The organism is Azospirillum sp. TSO22-1, assembly GCF_003116015.1.
Lineage (GTDB): Bacteria > Pseudomonadota > Alphaproteobacteria > Azospirillales > Azospirillaceae > Azospirillum.
Genome location: NZ_LGQZ01000187.1, coordinates 1 through 16,611 on the forward strand (window position 1 = coordinate 1; position 16,611 = coordinate 16,611).

Below are 16,611 nucleotides of genomic sequence, written 5' to 3' on the forward strand. Positions count from 1 at the left end.
GGGCGGCGGCGGCGGCGCGCACCGCCCTCGCCCTCGACCCGGCGGACGCGGCCGGGTGGCGCGTGCTGTCCGGCATCCAGCTGTCCGGCGGCGACGGCAGCGGCGCCCGAACGTGCGCGTGGCGCGCTGCGCGCGTGCGGCCGAACGATGCCGCCGCGCGGACGGCGCTCGGCGCCGCCGAGGCGCGTTGCGGCCGGACGCGCGCGGCGGAGCGGGCGCTGGCCACCGCCCTGGCGCTCGACCCGCAGGGGACGGAGGCGTGCAACAACCTGGGCATCGCGCTGCTCGCCGGCCGCCATCCGGAGCGCGCGCGGCGCGCATTGGCGCGGGCGCAGACCCTCGCCGGCTTGGCCAGGGCCGCCACCTCGAACCTGCTGCTGGCGCTCAATTACGACCCGGCGGTCGATGACGACGACCTCGCCGCCGCGCACCGCGCCTGGGGCGCCGCCGTTGCCCGCCCGCGCCCGCCGGCCCGCGTCCGGCACGAGCGGCTGCGGCTCGGCTATATCTCGCCCGACCTCAAGCGGCACCCGGTCGGCTATCTCGCCGCGGCGGCGCTGGAGCATCGCGACCGCGGCCGCTTCGACGTGCACGTCTTCAGCGACGTACGCACGCCCGACGACCTCACCGCCCGCCTGCGCGCCGCCATCGACGACGGTGCCTGGCACGACAGCGCCGGCTGGTCCGACGCCGACCTCGAGGCGGCGGTGCGCCGCGCCGGCATCGACATCCTGGTGGATCTCGCCGGGCACACCGCCGACAACCGCCTTGCGGTCTTCGCCGCCAAGCCGGCGCCGGTGCAGGTGAGCTGGCTCGGCTACTTCCACACCACCGGCCTGCCGACCATCGACGCGCTGTTCACCGACGACGCCAGCGTCCCGCCGGAACAGCGCGGCTGGTTCACCGAGCGCGTGGTGCCGCTGGCGTCCGGCCGCTTCTGCTACACGCCGCCGCAGCCCGGCCAGCCGGTGGCGCCGCCGCCGCTGCCGAGACGCGGCTTCCCGACCTTCGGCAGCTTCAACAACCTGTCCAAGCTGACGCCGGCGGTGGTGGCGCTGTGGGCGGAACTCCTGAAACGGGCGCCGACCGCCCGCCTCGTGCTGAAGTGGCACACCCTGGGCGACGATGAGGAGCGCGCCGCCCTCCGCGCCGCCTTCGCCGCGCATGGCATCGATCCCGGCCGCCTCGACCTGCGCGGGGCCTCGCCGCACGACGCCATGCTGGCGGAATACGCCGACATCGACGTGGCGCTCGATCCCTTCCCGTTCTGCGGCTGCCTGACGACGCTGGAGGCGCTGTGGATGGGCGTGCCGGTGGTGACGCTGGAGGGGCGCCGCCCGGTGGCGCGGCAGTCGCTGGCGATCCTGCGCCAGATCGGCCACCCCGACCTGGTGGCCGCCACGCCCGAGGCCTACCTGGACGTCGCCGCGCGCCTGGTCGCCGATCCCGCCGCACTGGCCGCCCGGCGCGCGGCGTTGCGCGCCGACATGGCCGCGGGGATCTGCGACGCCGCGCGCTTCACCGCCGCTTTCGAGGCGGCGCTGCTGGAGGTGTGGCAAGGCGCCGGCTAGGATTCGCCGGCTCGCGGCAGGATCATCTTGCCAAGCGCGGCGCGCCTTGATAGGATCGCAGTCATAAATGCCCGAGCTGTGTCCACCGCCCAGGACGGCGTACTGAACAGCCCCTGCACAATGTTTCACGGTGTTCCAAACCGTTCCACACCGGCCTGGAACCGACGGCGCCGCTACACCACCGCCCGGTGCCGCTCGATGCAGGTGGCCAGCACCTCGTCCATCGGCCGCGCCCACCAGCGGTTGGAAAAGATCTCGACCTCGGAATGCCCGGCGTAGCCCTGCGCCTCGACCCAACCACGGAGCTTCGGGATGTCGATCATCCCGTCGCCCATCATGCCGCGGTCGAGCAGCAGGTCGGTGGTCGGCACCAGCCAGTCGCAGACGTGGAAGGCCAGCAGCCGGTCGCGGCCGGCGCGGGCGATCTGCGCCTCCAGTTCCGGGTCCCACCAGACGTGGTAGACGTCCACCGCCACGCCGAGCGCGCCCGTCCGCCCCGGATCCAGCCGGTCGCAAAGGTCGAGCGCGTGGCGCATCGTGTTCACGCAGGCGCGGTCGGCGGCGTACATCGGGTGCAGCGGCTCGATGGCCAGCGGCATGCCGGCGCGGCGGGCGTGCTCCAGCAGTTCCGCGATGCCGTCCTCCACCTGCGCCCGCGCGGCGGCGATGTCCTTGCTGGGCGACGAGCCGGGGCGGGAGAACTGCGGCAGCCCGCCGACCACCAGCACGAGGCAGCGCGCGCCCAGCGCCTTGGCCTCGTCCACCGCGCGGCGGTTGTCATCGCGCGCCTCGGCCCGGTGCGCGGCGTCCGCCGGGAACATGCCGCCGCGGCAGTAGCCGGACAGCTCCAGCTCCGCCGCGCGCACCGCCCGCACGGCACGCTCCAGCCCCACCGCGGCGACCTGGTCGCGCCAGGGGGAGACGGCGCGGATGCCATGCCGGGCGCAGGCCTCGGTGATCTGGACCAGATCGCCCTGCGCCTTGACGGTGGCGGTGTTGATCGACAGCCAGCGGTGATCTCGGGAGAAGTCGCGCATCACACCGCCTCGATCCCGCGCACCGCCAGCACGTCGGCCATCCGCCACACCGCCTGCTCGGGGTCGCGCAGCAGGCCGGCCTTGTCGGCCAGTTTGAAGATCTCCGTCAGGTGCAGGGTGGAGCGCGCGCTCTCCTGCCCGCCGACCATGGTGAAGTGGTCCTGGTGGCCGTTCAGGTAGGCCATGAAGACGACGCCGGTCTTGTAGAAGCGCGTCGGCGCCCGGAAGATGTGCCGCGACAGCGGCACTGTCGGCTCCAGGATGGCGTGGAACGTCTTCGCATCGCCCCCCGCCAGCGCCGCCAGCGCCGCCGAGGCGGCCGGCGCGATGGCGTCGAAGATGCCGAGCAGGGCGTGCGAGTAGCCGTGCTCGTCCCCGGCGATCAGCTCCGCGTAGTTGAAGTCGTCGCCGGTGTACATGCGCACCCGCGGGTCGAGCCGGCGGCGCATGGCGATCTCCTTGTCCTTGTCGAGGAGGGAGATCTTCACCCCGTCCACCTTGGCGGCGTGGTCGTTGATGATCGTCACCGCGGTGTCCATGGCGGCGTCGAGGTCCTTCGTTCCCCAGTACCCGGCCAACGCCGGGTCGAACATGTCGCCCAGCCAGTGGATAATCACCGGCTCCTTCACTTGGCCCAGGATGCGGGAATAGACGCGCAGATAATCGTCGGCCGAGCGCGCGACGCGGGCCAGCGCACGGGACGCCATCAGGATGATGCGCCCGCCCATGCCCTCGACCGCCGCCACCTGCTCCTCGTAGGCGCGGATGACGTCGTCGAGCGAGCGGGCATCCTCCGGCGCCAGATGGTCGGTGCCGGCGCCGCTGAACACCAGCCCGCCGCGCGGGCGTGCGGCGGCCAGCGAGCGGCGGATCAGCTCCTGCGAGGCCGACCAGTCCAGCCCCATGCCGCGCTGCGCGGTGTCCATCGCCTCAGCCACGCCGAAGCCGAGGTCCCACAGGTGCTCGCGGAAGGCGATGGTGCGGTCCCAGTCGATGGCCGGGGCCAGCCACGGGTCCACGTCGGCCAGCGGGTCGGCCACCACGTGCGCGGCGGCGAAGGCGACTCGGTTGAGCGGCCCGGCGATCCTGCCGGGGAAGCCGCGCGCCGGGGCGACCTCGTAGGGCTCCAGCGTGCGGTCGGGGCGCGGCAGGCGGATGGTCAGGGACATGCTCACACCTCCAGCGCCGGAACGTCGACCCAGCGCCGTTCCTTCCAGCTCTCCAGCGCCGCCTCGACCAGCTGCACGCCTTTCGCACCCTCCATCAGCGTGTAGCGGTAGGGGGCGTCCTCGCAGAGGTGGCGGATGAACATCTCCCACTGCGCCTTGAAGCCGTTGTCGAAGGGCTGGTTGTCGGGCACCGCCGCCCAGGTGTCGTAGAAGTCCAGCGTCTGCCGCTGGTCGGGGTTCCACACCGGGCGCGGCGTCGCGGCGCGCGGCTGGATCACGCAGTCGTGCAGCCCGGCCACCGCCGAGCCCAGCGTGCCGTCGGCGTGGAAGGTCACGAGGTCGTCGCGGTGGACGCGCGTCGTCCATGAGGAATTCATCTGCGCGATCACCCCGCCCTCCAGCTGGAAGGTGGCGTAGGCGGCGTCGTCGGCGGTGGCGTCGTAGCGCCTGCCCTGCTCGTCCCAGCGCTCGGGGATGTGGGTGGCGCCCAGGCACGACACGCTGCGCACCGCGCCGAACAGGTTGTCCAGCACGTAGCGCCAATGGCAGAGCATGTCGAGGATGATGCCGCCGCCCTCCTCCGCCCGGTAGTTCCAGGAGGGGCGCTGCGCCGCCTGCCAGTCGCCTTCGAAGACCCAGTAGCCGAACTCGCCGCGCACCGACAGCAGCCGGCCGAAGAAGCCGGAGTCCTTCAGCATGCGCATCTTCTGCAGGCCGGGCAGGAACAGCTTGTCCTGCACCGTCCCGTTCTTCAGGCCCAGCTCCTTGGCGAGGCGCACGACGTGCAGGGCCTGCTCCAGGTTGGTGGCGATGGGTTTCTCGCAGTAGACGTGCTTGCCGGCGCGCATGGCCTTTTCCAGCAGCGTCGGGCGCATCTGCGTGGTGCCGGCGTCGAAGAACAGCTCGTCCTTGCGCTCGCCCAGCGCGCGGTCGAGGTCGCTGGTCCAGCGCTCGACACCGTGCTGCTCGGCAAGGCGGCGGATCTTCTCCTCGTTGCGGCCGACCAGGATCGGGTCGGGCATGACGCGGCTGCCGTCGGACAGCGCCACGCCGCCCTGGGCACGGATGGCGAGGATGGAGCGGATGAGGTGCTGGTTCATCCCCATGCGGCCGGTCACGCCGTGCATGATGATGCCAAGACGACGCGTGCTCATGAAGCGGACTCCTTGCTGGCGGCTGCCGGAGGGGCGAGGGGTTGCAGGCTGTCCCAGCGCGGCTCCGCCGCGTGGGCGAAGCCGGGGACACAGAGCGGGAATGCCGGCAGGCTGCCGTCGCCGGTGTTCAGCCGGATGCGGCCGTCCTCGCGGGTGTAGAAGCCGGGGTGGGCGACCAGGAACGCCTCGGCCTCCTCCTCCGGGGCGCCGGCGAAGCCGTCCACGTACTGGTGGCCGTTGCGCTCGGCGTGGCCGATGCCGAGCAGGGCGACCAGCGCGGTGTCCTGCTGCACCGCGAGCCCGGCCTGGCAGGTCAAGTCCTCGGCCGAGATGAAGTGGCGGCTGCCGCTGCCGTTCCACGCCGCGCAGCGGGCGGCGTTGAGAACGGCCTTGTAGAGGCCCTTGCACGACTTCGACGAGACGCCGCGGTAGCCCATGGCGCGGGCGCGCGGGAAGGCGTCGTAGGATTCGTCGGACTCGTCGATGATGACGGCGTGCCGCGTGCCGACGGGGCCGAGCGGCTCGTCGAGCGCGCGCTCGCGGGCGATGGGCTGCTCGACGTAGAGCAGGGCGCGGCGGAACGCGGCGAGCGCCGGATCGGCCTCCAGCCCGTCGAGGAAAGCGGCGAGCGCTGCGGTGTCCGGGCACTGCTCGTTGCCGTCCAGCGTGGCGCGGTAGGTGGTCAGCACCGGGTCGAGCACCGCGGCGATGGCGCGCAGCCGGTCGAGGTCGGCGGACGGGTCGCCGGACAGCTTGATCTTGAAATGGTGGGGGCCGGAGGTCACCAGCGCCCGCAGGCCCTCCACATCATCCACCAGCCCCACCGTGTGCCTCAGGCACACCGCCGCCAGCGGCCGCAGCCCGTTCAGGAACCCGTCCAGCCCGAATCCATCGAGGTCCGGCGTCAGGTGCGTGTCGATGCCGGCGACGTTCCCCGCCATCCCGCTAAAGAAGTCCACGCCGAGCGCCCGCAGCAGCCCGTCCAGCACCGCCTTGTCGAGCAGCGCCGGCCCGTAGGCCGCGGTCAGCCGCGTCTCGCCGGCCGCCAGACAGGCCGCCTCGTGCGCGCCGCGCACCGCCGCGTGGTGCCCGAACGCCGTGTCGGGCCAGGACGCTCCCCCATACCCCCGCGCGGCAAGGTGAAGCGACACCCGCAGCCCGTCCACCGTCCGCGCCGGGCTGCGGTCGGGGCGTTTGTCGAACCACTTGGGCATCATCATCTCGGCCGTGCAGCCCCAGGCCTCGCCGCGGCCCTCCACATCGACCAGCACGCGGACGAACGCCTGCGGCGCCGCCTCCACGGTCACCGCGCCGAAGCGGAAGGGCTTGCGGAAGCGCACCGGCCGCTCGAACAGCTCGACGGCGCGGATGCGGAGCTTCGGCCAATCTGAATTTTTAGGGGCCATGTCAGTCCAGGTGCCCCTGGGTGAAGAAGTGCCCGCGGATCCTCTGCGTCAGCTGCACGAAGACCGGGTCGCCCATGACGTCCAGCGTGCGCGGCCGGGGCAGCGGCACCTCGTAGGTCGCGGCGATGGCGCCCGGCCGCTCGCTCATCACCATGACGCGGTCGGCGAGGAACACCGCCTCGGGGATCGAGTGGGTGATCAGCAGCACGGTCTTGCCGGTCTCGTGCTGGACGCGCTGCAGCTCCAGGTTCATGCGCTCGCGCGTCATGGCGTCGAGCGCGCCGAACGGCTCGTCCATCAGCAGGATCTTCGGGTCGTGCACCAGCGCCCGGCACAGGGCCGCCCGCTGCTGCATGCCGCCCGACAGCTGCCAGGGGTACTTGTTGGCGAAGCCCTCCAGCCCGGTCATGCGCAGCAGGCGCTGCGCGCGTTCCAGGTACTCGGCGCGCGGCAGGCCGCGCACCTCGACCGGCATCATGACGTTGCGCAGCACCGAGCGCCACGCCAGCAGCACCGGGCTCTGGAACACGATGCCAACGTCGTCGTGCGGCTCGGTGATCTCCGTTCCCTCGATGCGGATCGAGCCGCCGGTCGCCGGCAGCAGGCCGGCGACCATCTTCAGCAGCGTCGACTTGCCGCAGCCGGACGGCCCGACGATCACAAGGAACTCGCCCTCGCGAACGTCGAAGGTCAGCGGCTGCAGGGACGGCACCTCGCCGTCGCGGGTGCGGTAGGTCTTCGACACGCCCTCGACCCGGATCAGGGTCTGCGGCGGCCGCTGCGCCGTCTCCGGCGTCTCCCCCACCAGCCTCAGGTGCGATGCCATCCCCGTGCCCCCTCTCACTGACCGGGGTTCGGCAGGTAGACGTTGCTGTAGAAGCCGGCGAGCTTGCCCTTCGCCGCCGCGTCGAGGCCGCCATACTCCACCAGCAGGTCCATCGACTCCTTCATGTTGTCGTCGGAGACGCGGAAGGGCTGCCGGCTCTTGCCGTCCGGGTCCTTGTAGAGCGGGATGGTCAGCTCGAAGCCCTCGGTCAGCGTGGCGAGCTGGCCGCCCTTGGGGTTGGCGGTGAGGATCGACTGCGCCGCGTCCTTCGGGTGCTTGGAGGCCTCCTCGACCGACTTGACCGCCGCCGCCATGAAGCGGCGCACCAGCCCCTCCTTCTCCTTCACGTAGTCGGCGTTCGCCACGATGCCGGAGCTGACCATCTTGATGCCGTAGTCGGCGAAGCGGATCGGCGTCACCGCCTTGCCGGTGGCGTCCTTGATCTTCATGGACTGGTCCATGACATAGCCGAGCAGCAGGTCGGCCTGCCCGTTGATCACGGCGTTCAGCTTGGTCTGCGCGTCGCCCGACACGGTGCGGAAGTCGCTCTCCTTCAGGCCGGTCTTCTTGAGGAACAGCGGCCAGATCTGCGACATGGAATCGCCCGGCGTGACGGCGACGGTCTTGCCCTTGATGTCCTCGGGCTTGCGGATGTTCTTGTCGGAGAAGCCCATGGCCGACATCGGGCTGGTCTGCAGCAGCACGCCGGTGGCGACCAGCGGCGCGCCCTTGGCGGCGGCCTTGATCATGGTGGGCACGTCGATGTAGCCGAAGTCGGCGGTCTTCGCCGCCACCGCCTGCGCCGTCACGGCGGAGCCGCGGCCCTCCTGGATCTCCAGGTCGATGCCCTGCTCGGCGAAATAGCCCTTCTCCTTGCCGTAGTAGAAGGGCGCGTGCTCGCCGTAGACGTACCAGTTGAGCATCAGCGTGACCTTGTCCGCCGCGACCGCCGGAGACGCGGCGAACAGCGCGGCCACGGCCGCGAACCAAGCCTTCTTCATCCGTATCCTCCCGTTTTCCTTGGCCCGTTTGTTTATTGCCTTACGCGGTGGCGACGACGAGGTGGCGCTGGCTCGCGTGCCAGGGGATGGCGAACCGCTCGACGACGTCGATGATCCAGAACAGCACCACGCCGATCAGCGCCAGCACGATCAGCGCGGCGAACATGGTCGGCAGTTCGAAGTTGCCGATGGAGCGCTGCAGCACGAAGCCGATGCCGGAGTTCGAGCCAACAAACTCCCCCACCACCGCGCCCACGACGGCCAGGGTCACCGACACCTTCAGCCCGGCGAAGATCGCCGGCAGCGCGTGCGGCAGGCTGACCATGCGGAAGGTCTGGAGCCGCGACGCCTTCATGGAGCGCGCGAGGTCCATCATGTCCTGGTCCACCGACTTGAAGCCCTGCACCGCCGACACGACGATGGGGAAGAAGCCCAGCAGGAACGCCGAGATCACCTTCGGCACGATGCCGAAGCCGAACCACACGACGAACAGCGGCGCGATGGCGACCTTGGGGATGGACTGCGAGAACACCAGCAGCGGGTAGACGTACGCCTCCACCATGCGCGAGCCGGCGATCAGCATGGCGATCGGGATGCCGAAGGCGACCGACAGCGCGAAGCCGCCCAGCGTCGCCACGGTGGTCGGCACCGCGGCGGCGAGCAGCACGTCCCACTCGGCAACCAGCGCCAGGATCACATCCTTCGGCGCCGGGATCAGGTAGGGCGGGATCTTCAGGACGCGCACCGTCACGTCCCACAGCACGGTCAGCAGCACCAGGAAGATCAGCGGCCGCAGCCAGCCGGAATTCAGCACGCGCTCAGCCGCGGTCACGCCGCGTTGACGGTCCATCGCTCCCTCCCCGCCGGCAGGCGCCTCGTTCGTGTACGTTTTAACCGGCTGGTTAAAAGCTACCCGCGGCGACCTGTGCCCGTCAATCCACCAAGATGGATAGGCGGATCATTCGCCCCTCCCGCTTCCGGCGGGAGAAGGGATGAAATCGCTTCCTTCGCTGTTCATCCCCGTATGAACCCATGGAGGAGACGATGGGGATCACGCGGGTGCTGGCGGCCGGAGCGGTGGCGCTGTCGCTGTCGGCCTGCATCGGGCCGGGGTACGACGACGGCTACGGGTACGGCTATTACGGCCGCCCGTCGTTCGGATCATCCTACGGCTATTACGACCGTCCGGTGGTCGGCTACTATGACCGACCGGCGTTCGGTTACTACGACCGCCCTGCGGTCGGCTACTACGACCGGCCGGTGCACCGTCACCGCGACCACCCGGTGCACAGCGGCCGGTCCGGCCGCGCGCACGGCCCGGGACCCGCCCCGTCCTTCGACGGGCGCCGCGCCGGCGAGCCGCGCAGCGACACGGCGAAGCGCATCCAGATGGAACGGGACATGTCGTCGCTCCACTGACCGCCGGTCAGCGCCGCAGCGAGGCCAGCACCAATTCGGTCATGTGGGCGAGGCGCTCGCTCTTGGCGGACTCGGCTAGCAGGTCGCGGCCGAAGATCGCCGAGAGCGTGTGCACGTTCGACAGGTAGAAGTAGGCCAGCGCCGCGATGGAGATGTAGAGCTGCACCGGGTCCACCCCGGCGCGGAAGACGCCGTCGGCCTCGCCGCGCGCCAGCACGTCGGCGATCAGCCGGACGAAGGGCGAGTGCATGGTCGCGACGTTCTGCGAGCGCTTCAGGTGCTCGGCGCGGTGGATGTTCTCGGTGTTGAGCAGCGCCAGAAACTCCGGGTGCTCGATGAAGTACTGCCACGTGAAGGATATCAGCCGGGCGATGGCGTCCGGCGGCGCCAGCGTCTCCAGGCTCAGCGCCCGCTCGGCGGCGCGGATGTCGGCGTAGGCGGCCTCCAGCACCGCGAGGTACAGCTCCTCCTTGTTGCCGACGTGGTAGTAGAGCATGCGCTTGTTGGTGCCCGCCGCCTCGGCGATGCGGTCCACCCGGGCACCACCCAGGCCGTGCCGGGCGAACTCGTCGCGCGCCGCCGCCAGGATGCGGGCGCGCGTGCCCTCCGGGTCGCGGGGCGTGCCCGTCCGGCGGGGCTTGCGGGGGACCTGGGTGGTGGCAGCGGTGTCCATGGCTCGCATGCTAGCAGTCAAACAGGGCGGCTGACGACCCGCACGTGCAGCGGGCGCCCAGCCAGCACACCGAACACCGCAGCCGCGGCCACGACCACGGTGAACAGCACGCCCGACAGCCCCCAACCCCCGGTGCGGTCGTGCAACAGCCCGACCAGCAGCGGCCCGCAGGACGCCAGCGTGTAGCCGACGCTCTGCGCCATGCTGGACAGGGCCGCGGCGACGTGCGGATCGCCGGCGCGCAGCACGATCAGCGTCAGGCCGAGCGCGAAGCTGCCGCCCTGCCCCAGCCCGACCAGCACCGCCCACAGCCACACGCTGCCGATCGGCGCGTACAGGCAGCCGAGCAGTCCGACCAGCGTCAACGCCAGCACGACCAGCACCACCCCGCCCTGGTGTCGCCGCCGCCCGGCGACGATCGGCGCCGTCAGCGCGGTGATGAGCTGCACCAGGATCGAGCTGGAGACCACGAATCCGGCCGTCACCGGGTCGAGCCCGCGGTCGCGCAGGATCGGCGCCAGCCACGCGAACACCACGTAGGCCAGCGAGGATTGCAGCCCCATGAACAGCGTCACCTGCCAAGCCAGCGGGTCGCGCCACAGCCCGCGCACCTCCCACCGGCCGTGGGCGTGGTGCGCCCCGGCGTCGGGCAGGCCGGACAGCCACACCGCGGCGGCCACCAGCGCCGGCAGCGCCCAGGAAGCGAGCGCCGGCGGCCAGCCGCCCAGCGCGTGCGACAGCGGCACGATGGAACCGGCGGCCAGCGCCGCGCCCCCGCACAGGGCCATGGTGTAGACGCCGGTCATCAGCGCGGCGCGCTCCGGGAAGTCGCGCTTGACGAGGCCGGGCAGCAGCGCGCCGACGACGCCGATCCCGGCGCCGGCCACCAGCGCCGCCGCCACCTGCGCGGCGAAGGCGGGCACGGCGCGCAGCGCGATCCCGGCGGCCAGCACTGCCAGCATGGCGAGGATCACCCGCTCGCTGCCGAACCGGCGCGCCAGCCCGGGCGCCGCCAGCCCGAACACGCCCAGGCAGACCACCGGCACGGTGGTCAGGATACTGGCGGAGGAGGCGGAGACGCCGGTGTCGCGCACCACCTCCGCCAGCACCGGGCCGAGGCTGGACAGCGCCGGGCGCAGGTTGAGGGCGATCAGCACCAGCGCCGCAGCGATCAGCAGCGGATGGCGCGGACGCTCGGGAATCGCGCCGTCCTCGACGTCGATCAGCAGATCGTCAGCCAGGGAGGGGGGTACGGGTTCGTCGGGAATGTCACGCATGGCGGCCTTCGGGCGGGGTCGCAAGGAGGTGGTGGGCGCCGGCGTCCCCGGCCAGAGGGCCGGGGCGGGGTGAGTCCGCCGTGCAACACTTCCTGGTTTCCTGTATGGAGGCTCGCGACCGGACGTTGACGCACCTAGCATGGGAATCAGATAGTTGCCAGACTTCGTTGGTATCCGGACTCAAACGCCGATCATGGCTGTGCCCCTCCCCTCCCCGGCCTCCCTGGACGACGACACCGCGACGGCGGTGCAGGTTCTGGCGCTCGCCGTGCAGCGCGAGCGCGTGCCGGGCATCGTCGAGTTCTCGGTCGCCTCCGACGCGCTGGCGCGCGCCGCCACCTCGCGCAACCGGACCGACCTGGAGTACGCCACCGTCGCCTTCGATTCGCTGGACCCGAGCTTCCGCGGCCGGATCGTCGATCGCGCCTACGAGCTGGCGCGCAACGAACGCAGCCGCCTGCGCATGCCGCAGATCCCGCAGCCGGGCGAGCGTCTGATCGAGGCGAAGGCGGCGCTCCAGGACGCCGAGACCGAGGGCGCCGGGCGCGCCCGCACCCGCCTGATGACCGACCTCGGCCGCCGGCCGGCCAAGCGCCCGACCGAGCTGCGCGAGGAGGTGGAGTTGGCCCCCACCCTCGACGAGATCGTGCCGATGCAGCCGGCCCGCTACGACGGCCCGCCGCCGAAATGGTGGGAGTGAGCGGGCGCCGAAAGCCCCGTTACGAGAAGACCACCGCCCCGACCAGGATCAGCCCCAGCAGCAGCACGCCGCAGGACACCTGCAGCGGCACCTGCGGGTCGCGCCCGCGGCACTGGCCGTCGAGGAAGCTGCGGCACTCGCCGCAATGCCGGACATCCCCCTGGGTGGCGGGGATCCCGGTGCACATCCGCGTTGATCCGCCATGGTCGGCAAGGGAAAACATGCGGAACTTCCGTGGGTCGAACTGCTGAAATGCTAATGGACCCGCGACACGTTGTCACGCGGCAATTCAACGCCGACCCTTAAGGCTGACGATCATCACACCAAAGACCACCAGCATGGCTCCGACCATCTGCACCCAGGTCACCTCCTCGCCCAGCGTCAGATAGCCCAGGGCGGCGGCCGACACCGGGCCAAGCGCGCCGACCAGCGCGACGCTGTTGGCGCCGATGCGGCGCAGCGCCTCGGCGGTCATGAACACCGGCAGCACGGTGCAGACCACCGCCATGATCCCCGACAGCCCGTACACCGCCGCCGGCAGGTCGAGCGCCGACAGCGGGCGCAGCGCCAGGAACTGCACGATGCAGCAGACGCTGGCGCTGGTCAGCGCGTAGGCGGTGAAGCGCAGCGAACCGACGCGCTCGATCACCTTGCTGCCGGCCACCAGATAGACCGCGTAGCAGACCGCGCTGCCGAACACGAGGAGCGCGCCCCAGCCGAACGCCGCCCCGCCGTCGCGCCACTCGGTGGACACCACCAGCGCCACGCCGGCGTAGGACACCGCCAGCGACACCACCTCGCGCCCGCCGATGCGCTTGCCGAGGAACAGCGCGGAGAGCACCACCACGATGGTCGGGTAGAGAAACAGCAGCAGCCGCCCTATGCCGGCGCTGACGTACTGCAGCCCCAGGAAATCCAGGAAGCTCGCCATGTAGTAGCCGAGCGCGCCCAGCCCCAGCGTCAACGCCCAGTCGCGCCCGGAGATGCGCGCCCGCCCGCCGCGCCAGCCGCTCCACGCCGCCATGCCAAGAAAGAATGGCAGCGAGAAGACCATGCGCAGCAGGATCAGCGTGATCGGATCGACGCCGTAGGTGTAGGCGGCCTTGATGATGACCGGCCGCAGCGAGAAGGCGAGCACCCCCGCCACCGCCAGCAGCAGCCCCACCAGATGCCAGACGGCCGGCGTGCGGCTCCCCTCGACGCGGGCGGCCTCAGTCATGCCGTCAGCTCACCAGCAGACCGGCCGCCAGCACGTCGGCGAGCGTCAACGCCACCACCTCGGTCGCCTTGTGCAGGTCGGACAGCGGCAGGCGTTCGTCGGCACGGTGCGCGTTGGCCTCCTCGATGGTGTGCGGGCCGGCGCCGTAGAGGATGATCGGCACGCCCGCGTCGGCGTAATGCCGCGCGTCGGTGTAGAGCGGCACACCCTTCGCCTCCACCGGCTCGCCCATGATACGGCTGGCGTGGCCGCAGAGGATGCCGGCCAGCCGGTCGGTGCCGGGCAGCGGCTTCAGCGGCCGGGCGAGCAGGATGCGCCGCACCGCGACGCGCGCCTGCGGGAACGCCCTGGCGGCTTCGGCGATCACCGCGCGCACGCCCTCCTCCACCATTTCCGGCGTCTCCTCCGGAATCATGCGGCGGTCGAGGCGCAGCGTGATGCGGTCCGGCACCACGTTGGTGTTGATGCCGCCCCTGATCAGGCCGACCGTCAGCTGCGGCGAGCCGATGCCGGGCACCGCCGACGCCGTCTCCGCGTACGTCCTGCGCAACGCGTACAGCGCGTTCAGCACGCCGGTCGCCGCCTCCAGCGCGTCGATGCCGGTGGCCGGCAGGGCGGCGTGCGCCGACTTGCCGTTGACCTCGACCTCCAGGTGCAGGCAGCCGTTGTGCGCGGTCACCACGCCGTAGCTGAAGCCGGCGCCGATGGCGCAATCGGGCTTGGAGATGCCCTGGTCGAGCAGCCATTTCGGCCCGATCTCGCCGCCGGATTCCTCGTCGTAGGTCAGGTGCAGCTCGACCGTGCCGCGGTCGAGGCCGGCCTTCTCCAGCGCCAGCAGGGCGTACGCGTACGTCGCGAAGTCGGACTTCGACACCGCCACGCCACGGCCGTACATCCAGCCGTCCACGATCTCGGCGCCGTACGGGTCCTTCGTCCAGCCCTCGCCGGGCGGCACCACGTCGCCGTGCGCGTTCAGCGCCACCACCGGCCCATCGCCGAAGCGCCGGCGCACCACGAGGTTGACCGCGCTGACCATGCCGTTGGCGCGCACCAGATCGTCCGGCACGCGGTGCCGCTCGACGGTGAAGCCCAGCCCTTCCAGCAGTTCCGCGGCGCGCTCGGCGTGCGCGGCGCAGTCGCCCGGCGGGTTGTCGGAGGGGACCTTGACCAGCTCGGCCAGGAAGCGGGTCTGGGCCTCCCGGGAGGCGCGCAGGAAATCGCGGATGGCTTGGGCGTCGGTCATGGTGCGGGCTCGAAGTTGCGGAGGATGTCGAGAAGGACGCGCACCGCCAGGTCGGCGTCCTCGGCGGTGATGGATTCGGCGGGGTTGTGGCTGATGCCGCCCTTGCAGCGGACGAACAGCATGCCCATCGGCAGCACGCCCGTAAAGGCCATGGCGTCATGCCCGGCCCCGCTCGGCAGCCGGAACGGCCGCACCCCGGCGCGCCGCACCGCCGCCTCGATCCGCGCGACGATACCCGGCGAGCACGGCGCGGCGTCGGCGTCGTGGCCCGGCTGGACGTCCAGCGCCACGCCGCGGCGGCTGGCGACGGCCGCGCACGCGTCCTGGATCGCCCGCACCGCCGAGCGGCGCAGCGCATCGTCCGAGGCGCGCACGTCGACGGTGAACACCACCCGGCCGGGAATGACGTTGACGGCGCCGGGGAAGGTTTCCAGCCGCCCGACCGTCGCCACCAGGCCCGGCGCCGACGCCCCCCGGGCCTCGACCGCCAGCGCCATCTCCGCCGCCGCGGCCAGCGCGTCGCGGCGCAGGTCCATGGGCACGGTGCCGGCGTGGCCGGCCATGCCGGTGACGGTCACGGTGAACCGTGTGGCGCCGTTGATCGCCGTGACGATGCCGAGCGGCAGCCCCTCCGCCTCCAGCACCGGCCCCTGCTCGATGTGGACCTCCAGATAGGCCAGCGCGTCCCGCTTCGCCTCGGCGATCCGCACCGGGTCGCCGCCGAACGCGGCCAGCGCGTCGGCGAAGCGCACGCCGTCGCGGTCGCGGCCTTCCAGCGCCGCCGGGTCGAATCGGCCGGCGGCGGCGCGGCTGCCGGTCAGGGTAACCGGGAAGCGCACCCCCTCCTCGTCGCCGAAGCCCAGCACCTCGACGGCGAAGGGAAGCCGCTCGCCCAGCCGGTTCAGCTCGGCCACCGCCTCGACCGCCGCCAGCACGCCGAGGTTGCCGTCGTACTTGCCGGCGTTGCGCACCGTGTCGATGTGCGAGCCGAGCAGCAGCGCCGGCACCCCCGGCTGCGCGCCCTCGTAGCGGCCGACCACCGTGCCTGCGGGGTCGAGGTGAACGGCCATCCCCGCTTCGCGCATCCACGCCGTCAGCCGGTCGGCGGCGGCGCGGTGCTGCGGCGAGAAGCACAGCCGGGTCAGCGCGCCGTCCTCGGCCGAGAACGCGGCGAACGCGTCCAGGCGCTCCATCAGGCCGCTCATGACAGCAGGTCCTTCAGCCGCAGCAACGCGATGCGTTCGACCTGGGCCAGGGCCGTGGCGAATTCCTCCTCAGGGGTGTGGTGGATGCGGCGCTCGAACGCCTCCAGGATCTCGGCGCGGGTCCGGCCCTTGACCGCCAGGATGAAGGGGAAGCCGAACTTCACCTTGTACGCCTCGTTCAGCGCGGTGAAGCGGGCGAACTCCTCCGGCGTGCAACGGTCGAGGCCCGCCGAGGCCTGCTCGGCCGTCGAGTCCGCCGTCAGCTCGCCGCGCACCGCCAGCTTGCCGGCAAGATCCGGGTGGGCGTTGAGCAGGGCCAGTTGCCGCTCATGCGGAGCGTCCCGCAGCACAGCGACCAGGGCGGCGTGCAGCCCCTCGGCGGTGTCCGGCCGCAGCCCGGCGTCCCATGCCTGCCCGGCGATCCACGGGGAATGCTCGAAGACGGAACCGAAGCGGGCGACGAAGGCGTCGCGGTCCATATCGCCAGGGCGGGTCATGGGCGGACATCCTTGAAGCCCCTCTCCCCTTGCGGGAGAGGGGTTGGGGAGAGGGGGCACTGGGTGCCGACAGCGCTTTTCACCACGAAGGCACGAAGACACGAAGGCGGCAGGCGCACGCTCCCCACCTTCGTGTCTTCGTGCCTTCGTGGTGTCACAGTTCGTGGGAAGATGGGGCTCCCCCTCTCCCCAACCCCTCTCCCGCAAGGGGAGA

At 71.6% G+C, this 16,611-nt stretch carries 17 protein-coding genes; 3 read left to right on the forward strand and 14 right to left on the reverse strand.

The genetic code is table 11. The features are described from left to right. Positions 1-1,571 (forward strand): O-linked N-acetylglucosamine transferase (locus tag TSO221_RS32920; RefSeq protein WP_109122687.1); only part of this gene is annotated, 1,571 nt, incomplete at its 5' end. A 173-nt stretch (positions 1,572-1,744) separates the two neighbouring features. Here TSO221_RS32920 and TSO221_RS32925 read toward each other — a convergent pair. From TSO221_RS32925 to TSO221_RS32955, 7 genes are read right to left on the reverse strand one after another with little or no spacing between them, the layout of a single operon-like run. After that, positions 1,745-2,608 carry a sugar phosphate isomerase/epimerase family protein gene (locus tag TSO221_RS32925; RefSeq protein WP_109122688.1) on the reverse strand — a complete coding sequence of 288 codons (864 nt, stop codon included), beginning with the start codon at positions 2,606-2,608 and terminating at the stop codon, positions 1,745-1,747. Further along, positions 2,608-3,777 carry a dihydrodipicolinate synthase family protein gene (locus TSO221_RS32930; RefSeq protein ID WP_109122689.1) on the reverse strand — a complete coding sequence of 390 codons (1,170 nt, stop codon included), beginning with the start codon at positions 3,775-3,777 and terminating at the stop codon, positions 2,608-2,610. The genes TSO221_RS32925 and TSO221_RS32930 overlap by 1 nt, the downstream gene beginning before the upstream one ends. 2 nt (positions 3,778-3,779) lie before the next feature. Beyond that, the gene (locus tag TSO221_RS32935; RefSeq protein WP_109122690.1) at positions 3,780-4,931 is read right to left on the reverse strand and encodes a Gfo/Idh/MocA family oxidoreductase; all 1,152 of its coding nucleotides are present in this window, start codon (positions 4,929-4,931) and stop codon (positions 3,780-3,782) included. Then, positions 4,928-6,337, reverse strand: coding sequence for a hypothetical protein (locus tag TSO221_RS32940; protein WP_109122691.1), 1,410 nt, complete (start codon positions 6,335-6,337; stop codon positions 4,928-4,930). Before TSO221_RS32940 ends, TSO221_RS32935 begins: the two co-directional genes overlap by 4 nt. A gap of 1 nt (position 6,338) precedes the next feature. Beyond that, a complete protein-coding gene (locus TSO221_RS32945; RefSeq protein ID WP_109122692.1) occupies positions 6,339-7,163 on the reverse strand; it encodes an ABC transporter ATP-binding protein in 825 nt (274 codons plus the stop codon). 14 nt (positions 7,164-7,177) lie between these two features. Continuing rightward, positions 7,178-8,164 carry an ABC transporter substrate-binding protein gene (locus TSO221_RS32950; RefSeq protein WP_199229730.1) on the reverse strand — a complete coding sequence of 329 codons (987 nt, stop codon included), beginning with the start codon at positions 8,162-8,164 and terminating at the stop codon, positions 7,178-7,180. Between the two features lie 40 nt (positions 8,165-8,204). Beyond that, positions 8,205-9,014, reverse strand: a complete 810-nt coding sequence (locus TSO221_RS32955; RefSeq protein WP_109122694.1) for an ABC transporter permease — start codon at positions 9,012-9,014, stop codon at positions 8,205-8,207. Positions 9,015-9,208: 194 nt separating this feature from the next. Here TSO221_RS32955 and TSO221_RS32960 point away from each other — a divergent pair, with 194 nt between their 5' ends. After that, on the forward strand, positions 9,209-9,583 hold the full coding sequence (locus TSO221_RS32960) for a hypothetical protein (protein WP_109122695.1): 375 nt from the start codon (positions 9,209-9,211) through the stop codon (positions 9,581-9,583). A gap of 7 nt (positions 9,584-9,590) precedes the next feature. Here TSO221_RS32960 and TSO221_RS32965 read toward each other — a convergent pair whose 3' ends face one another. Both TSO221_RS32965 and TSO221_RS32970 read right to left on the reverse strand, forming a co-directional pair. Further along, positions 9,591-10,256, reverse strand: a complete 666-nt coding sequence (locus TSO221_RS32965) for a TetR/AcrR family transcriptional regulator (RefSeq protein WP_211099145.1) — start codon at positions 10,254-10,256, stop codon at positions 9,591-9,593. A gap of 17 nt (positions 10,257-10,273) precedes the next feature. After that, positions 10,274-11,533 (reverse strand): CynX/NimT family MFS transporter, encoded by a 1,260-nt coding sequence (locus tag TSO221_RS32970; protein WP_109122697.1) that lies wholly within the window; start codon positions 11,531-11,533, stop codon positions 10,274-10,276. Positions 11,534-11,726: 193 nt separating this feature from the next. On the opposite strand from TSO221_RS32970, the gene TSO221_RS32975 reads away from it, so the two are divergent. Continuing rightward, positions 11,727-12,233 (forward strand): hypothetical protein, encoded by a 507-nt coding sequence (locus TSO221_RS32975; RefSeq protein WP_146208985.1) that lies wholly within the window; start codon positions 11,727-11,729, stop codon positions 12,231-12,233. Positions 12,234-12,252: 19 nt separating this feature from the next. Here the strand turns inward: TSO221_RS32975 and TSO221_RS35800 are convergent, their stop codons facing one another. From TSO221_RS35800 to uraD, 5 genes are all read right to left on the reverse strand, one after another. Beyond that, positions 12,253-12,420: a hypothetical protein gene (locus tag TSO221_RS35800; RefSeq protein ID WP_158284292.1), complete on the reverse strand. Its 168-nt coding sequence runs from the start codon at positions 12,418-12,420 to the stop codon at positions 12,253-12,255. A 102-nt stretch (positions 12,421-12,522) separates the two neighbouring features. Beyond that, on the reverse strand, positions 12,523-13,452 hold the full coding sequence (locus tag TSO221_RS32980; protein ID WP_109122699.1) for a DMT family transporter: 930 nt from the start codon (positions 13,450-13,452) through the stop codon (positions 12,523-12,525). Positions 13,453-13,456: 4 nt separating this feature from the next. Next, positions 13,457-14,695, reverse strand: a complete 1,239-nt coding sequence (locus TSO221_RS32985) for a M20/M25/M40 family metallo-hydrolase (protein ID WP_109122700.1) — start codon at positions 14,693-14,695, stop codon at positions 13,457-13,459. Beyond that, complete coding sequence (locus TSO221_RS32990; RefSeq protein WP_247878379.1) at positions 14,692-15,900, reverse strand: allantoate amidohydrolase; 1,209 nt, start codon at positions 15,898-15,900, stop codon at positions 14,692-14,694. Before TSO221_RS32990 ends, TSO221_RS32985 begins: the two co-directional genes overlap by 4 nt. Beyond that, positions 15,897-16,397: a 2-oxo-4-hydroxy-4-carboxy-5-ureidoimidazoline decarboxylase gene (uraD, locus tag TSO221_RS32995; RefSeq protein WP_109122701.1), complete on the reverse strand. Its 501-nt coding sequence runs from the start codon at positions 16,395-16,397 to the stop codon at positions 15,897-15,899. The genes TSO221_RS32990 and uraD overlap by 4 nt, the downstream gene beginning before the upstream one ends. Between the last annotated feature and the right edge of the window lie 214 nt (positions 16,398-16,611).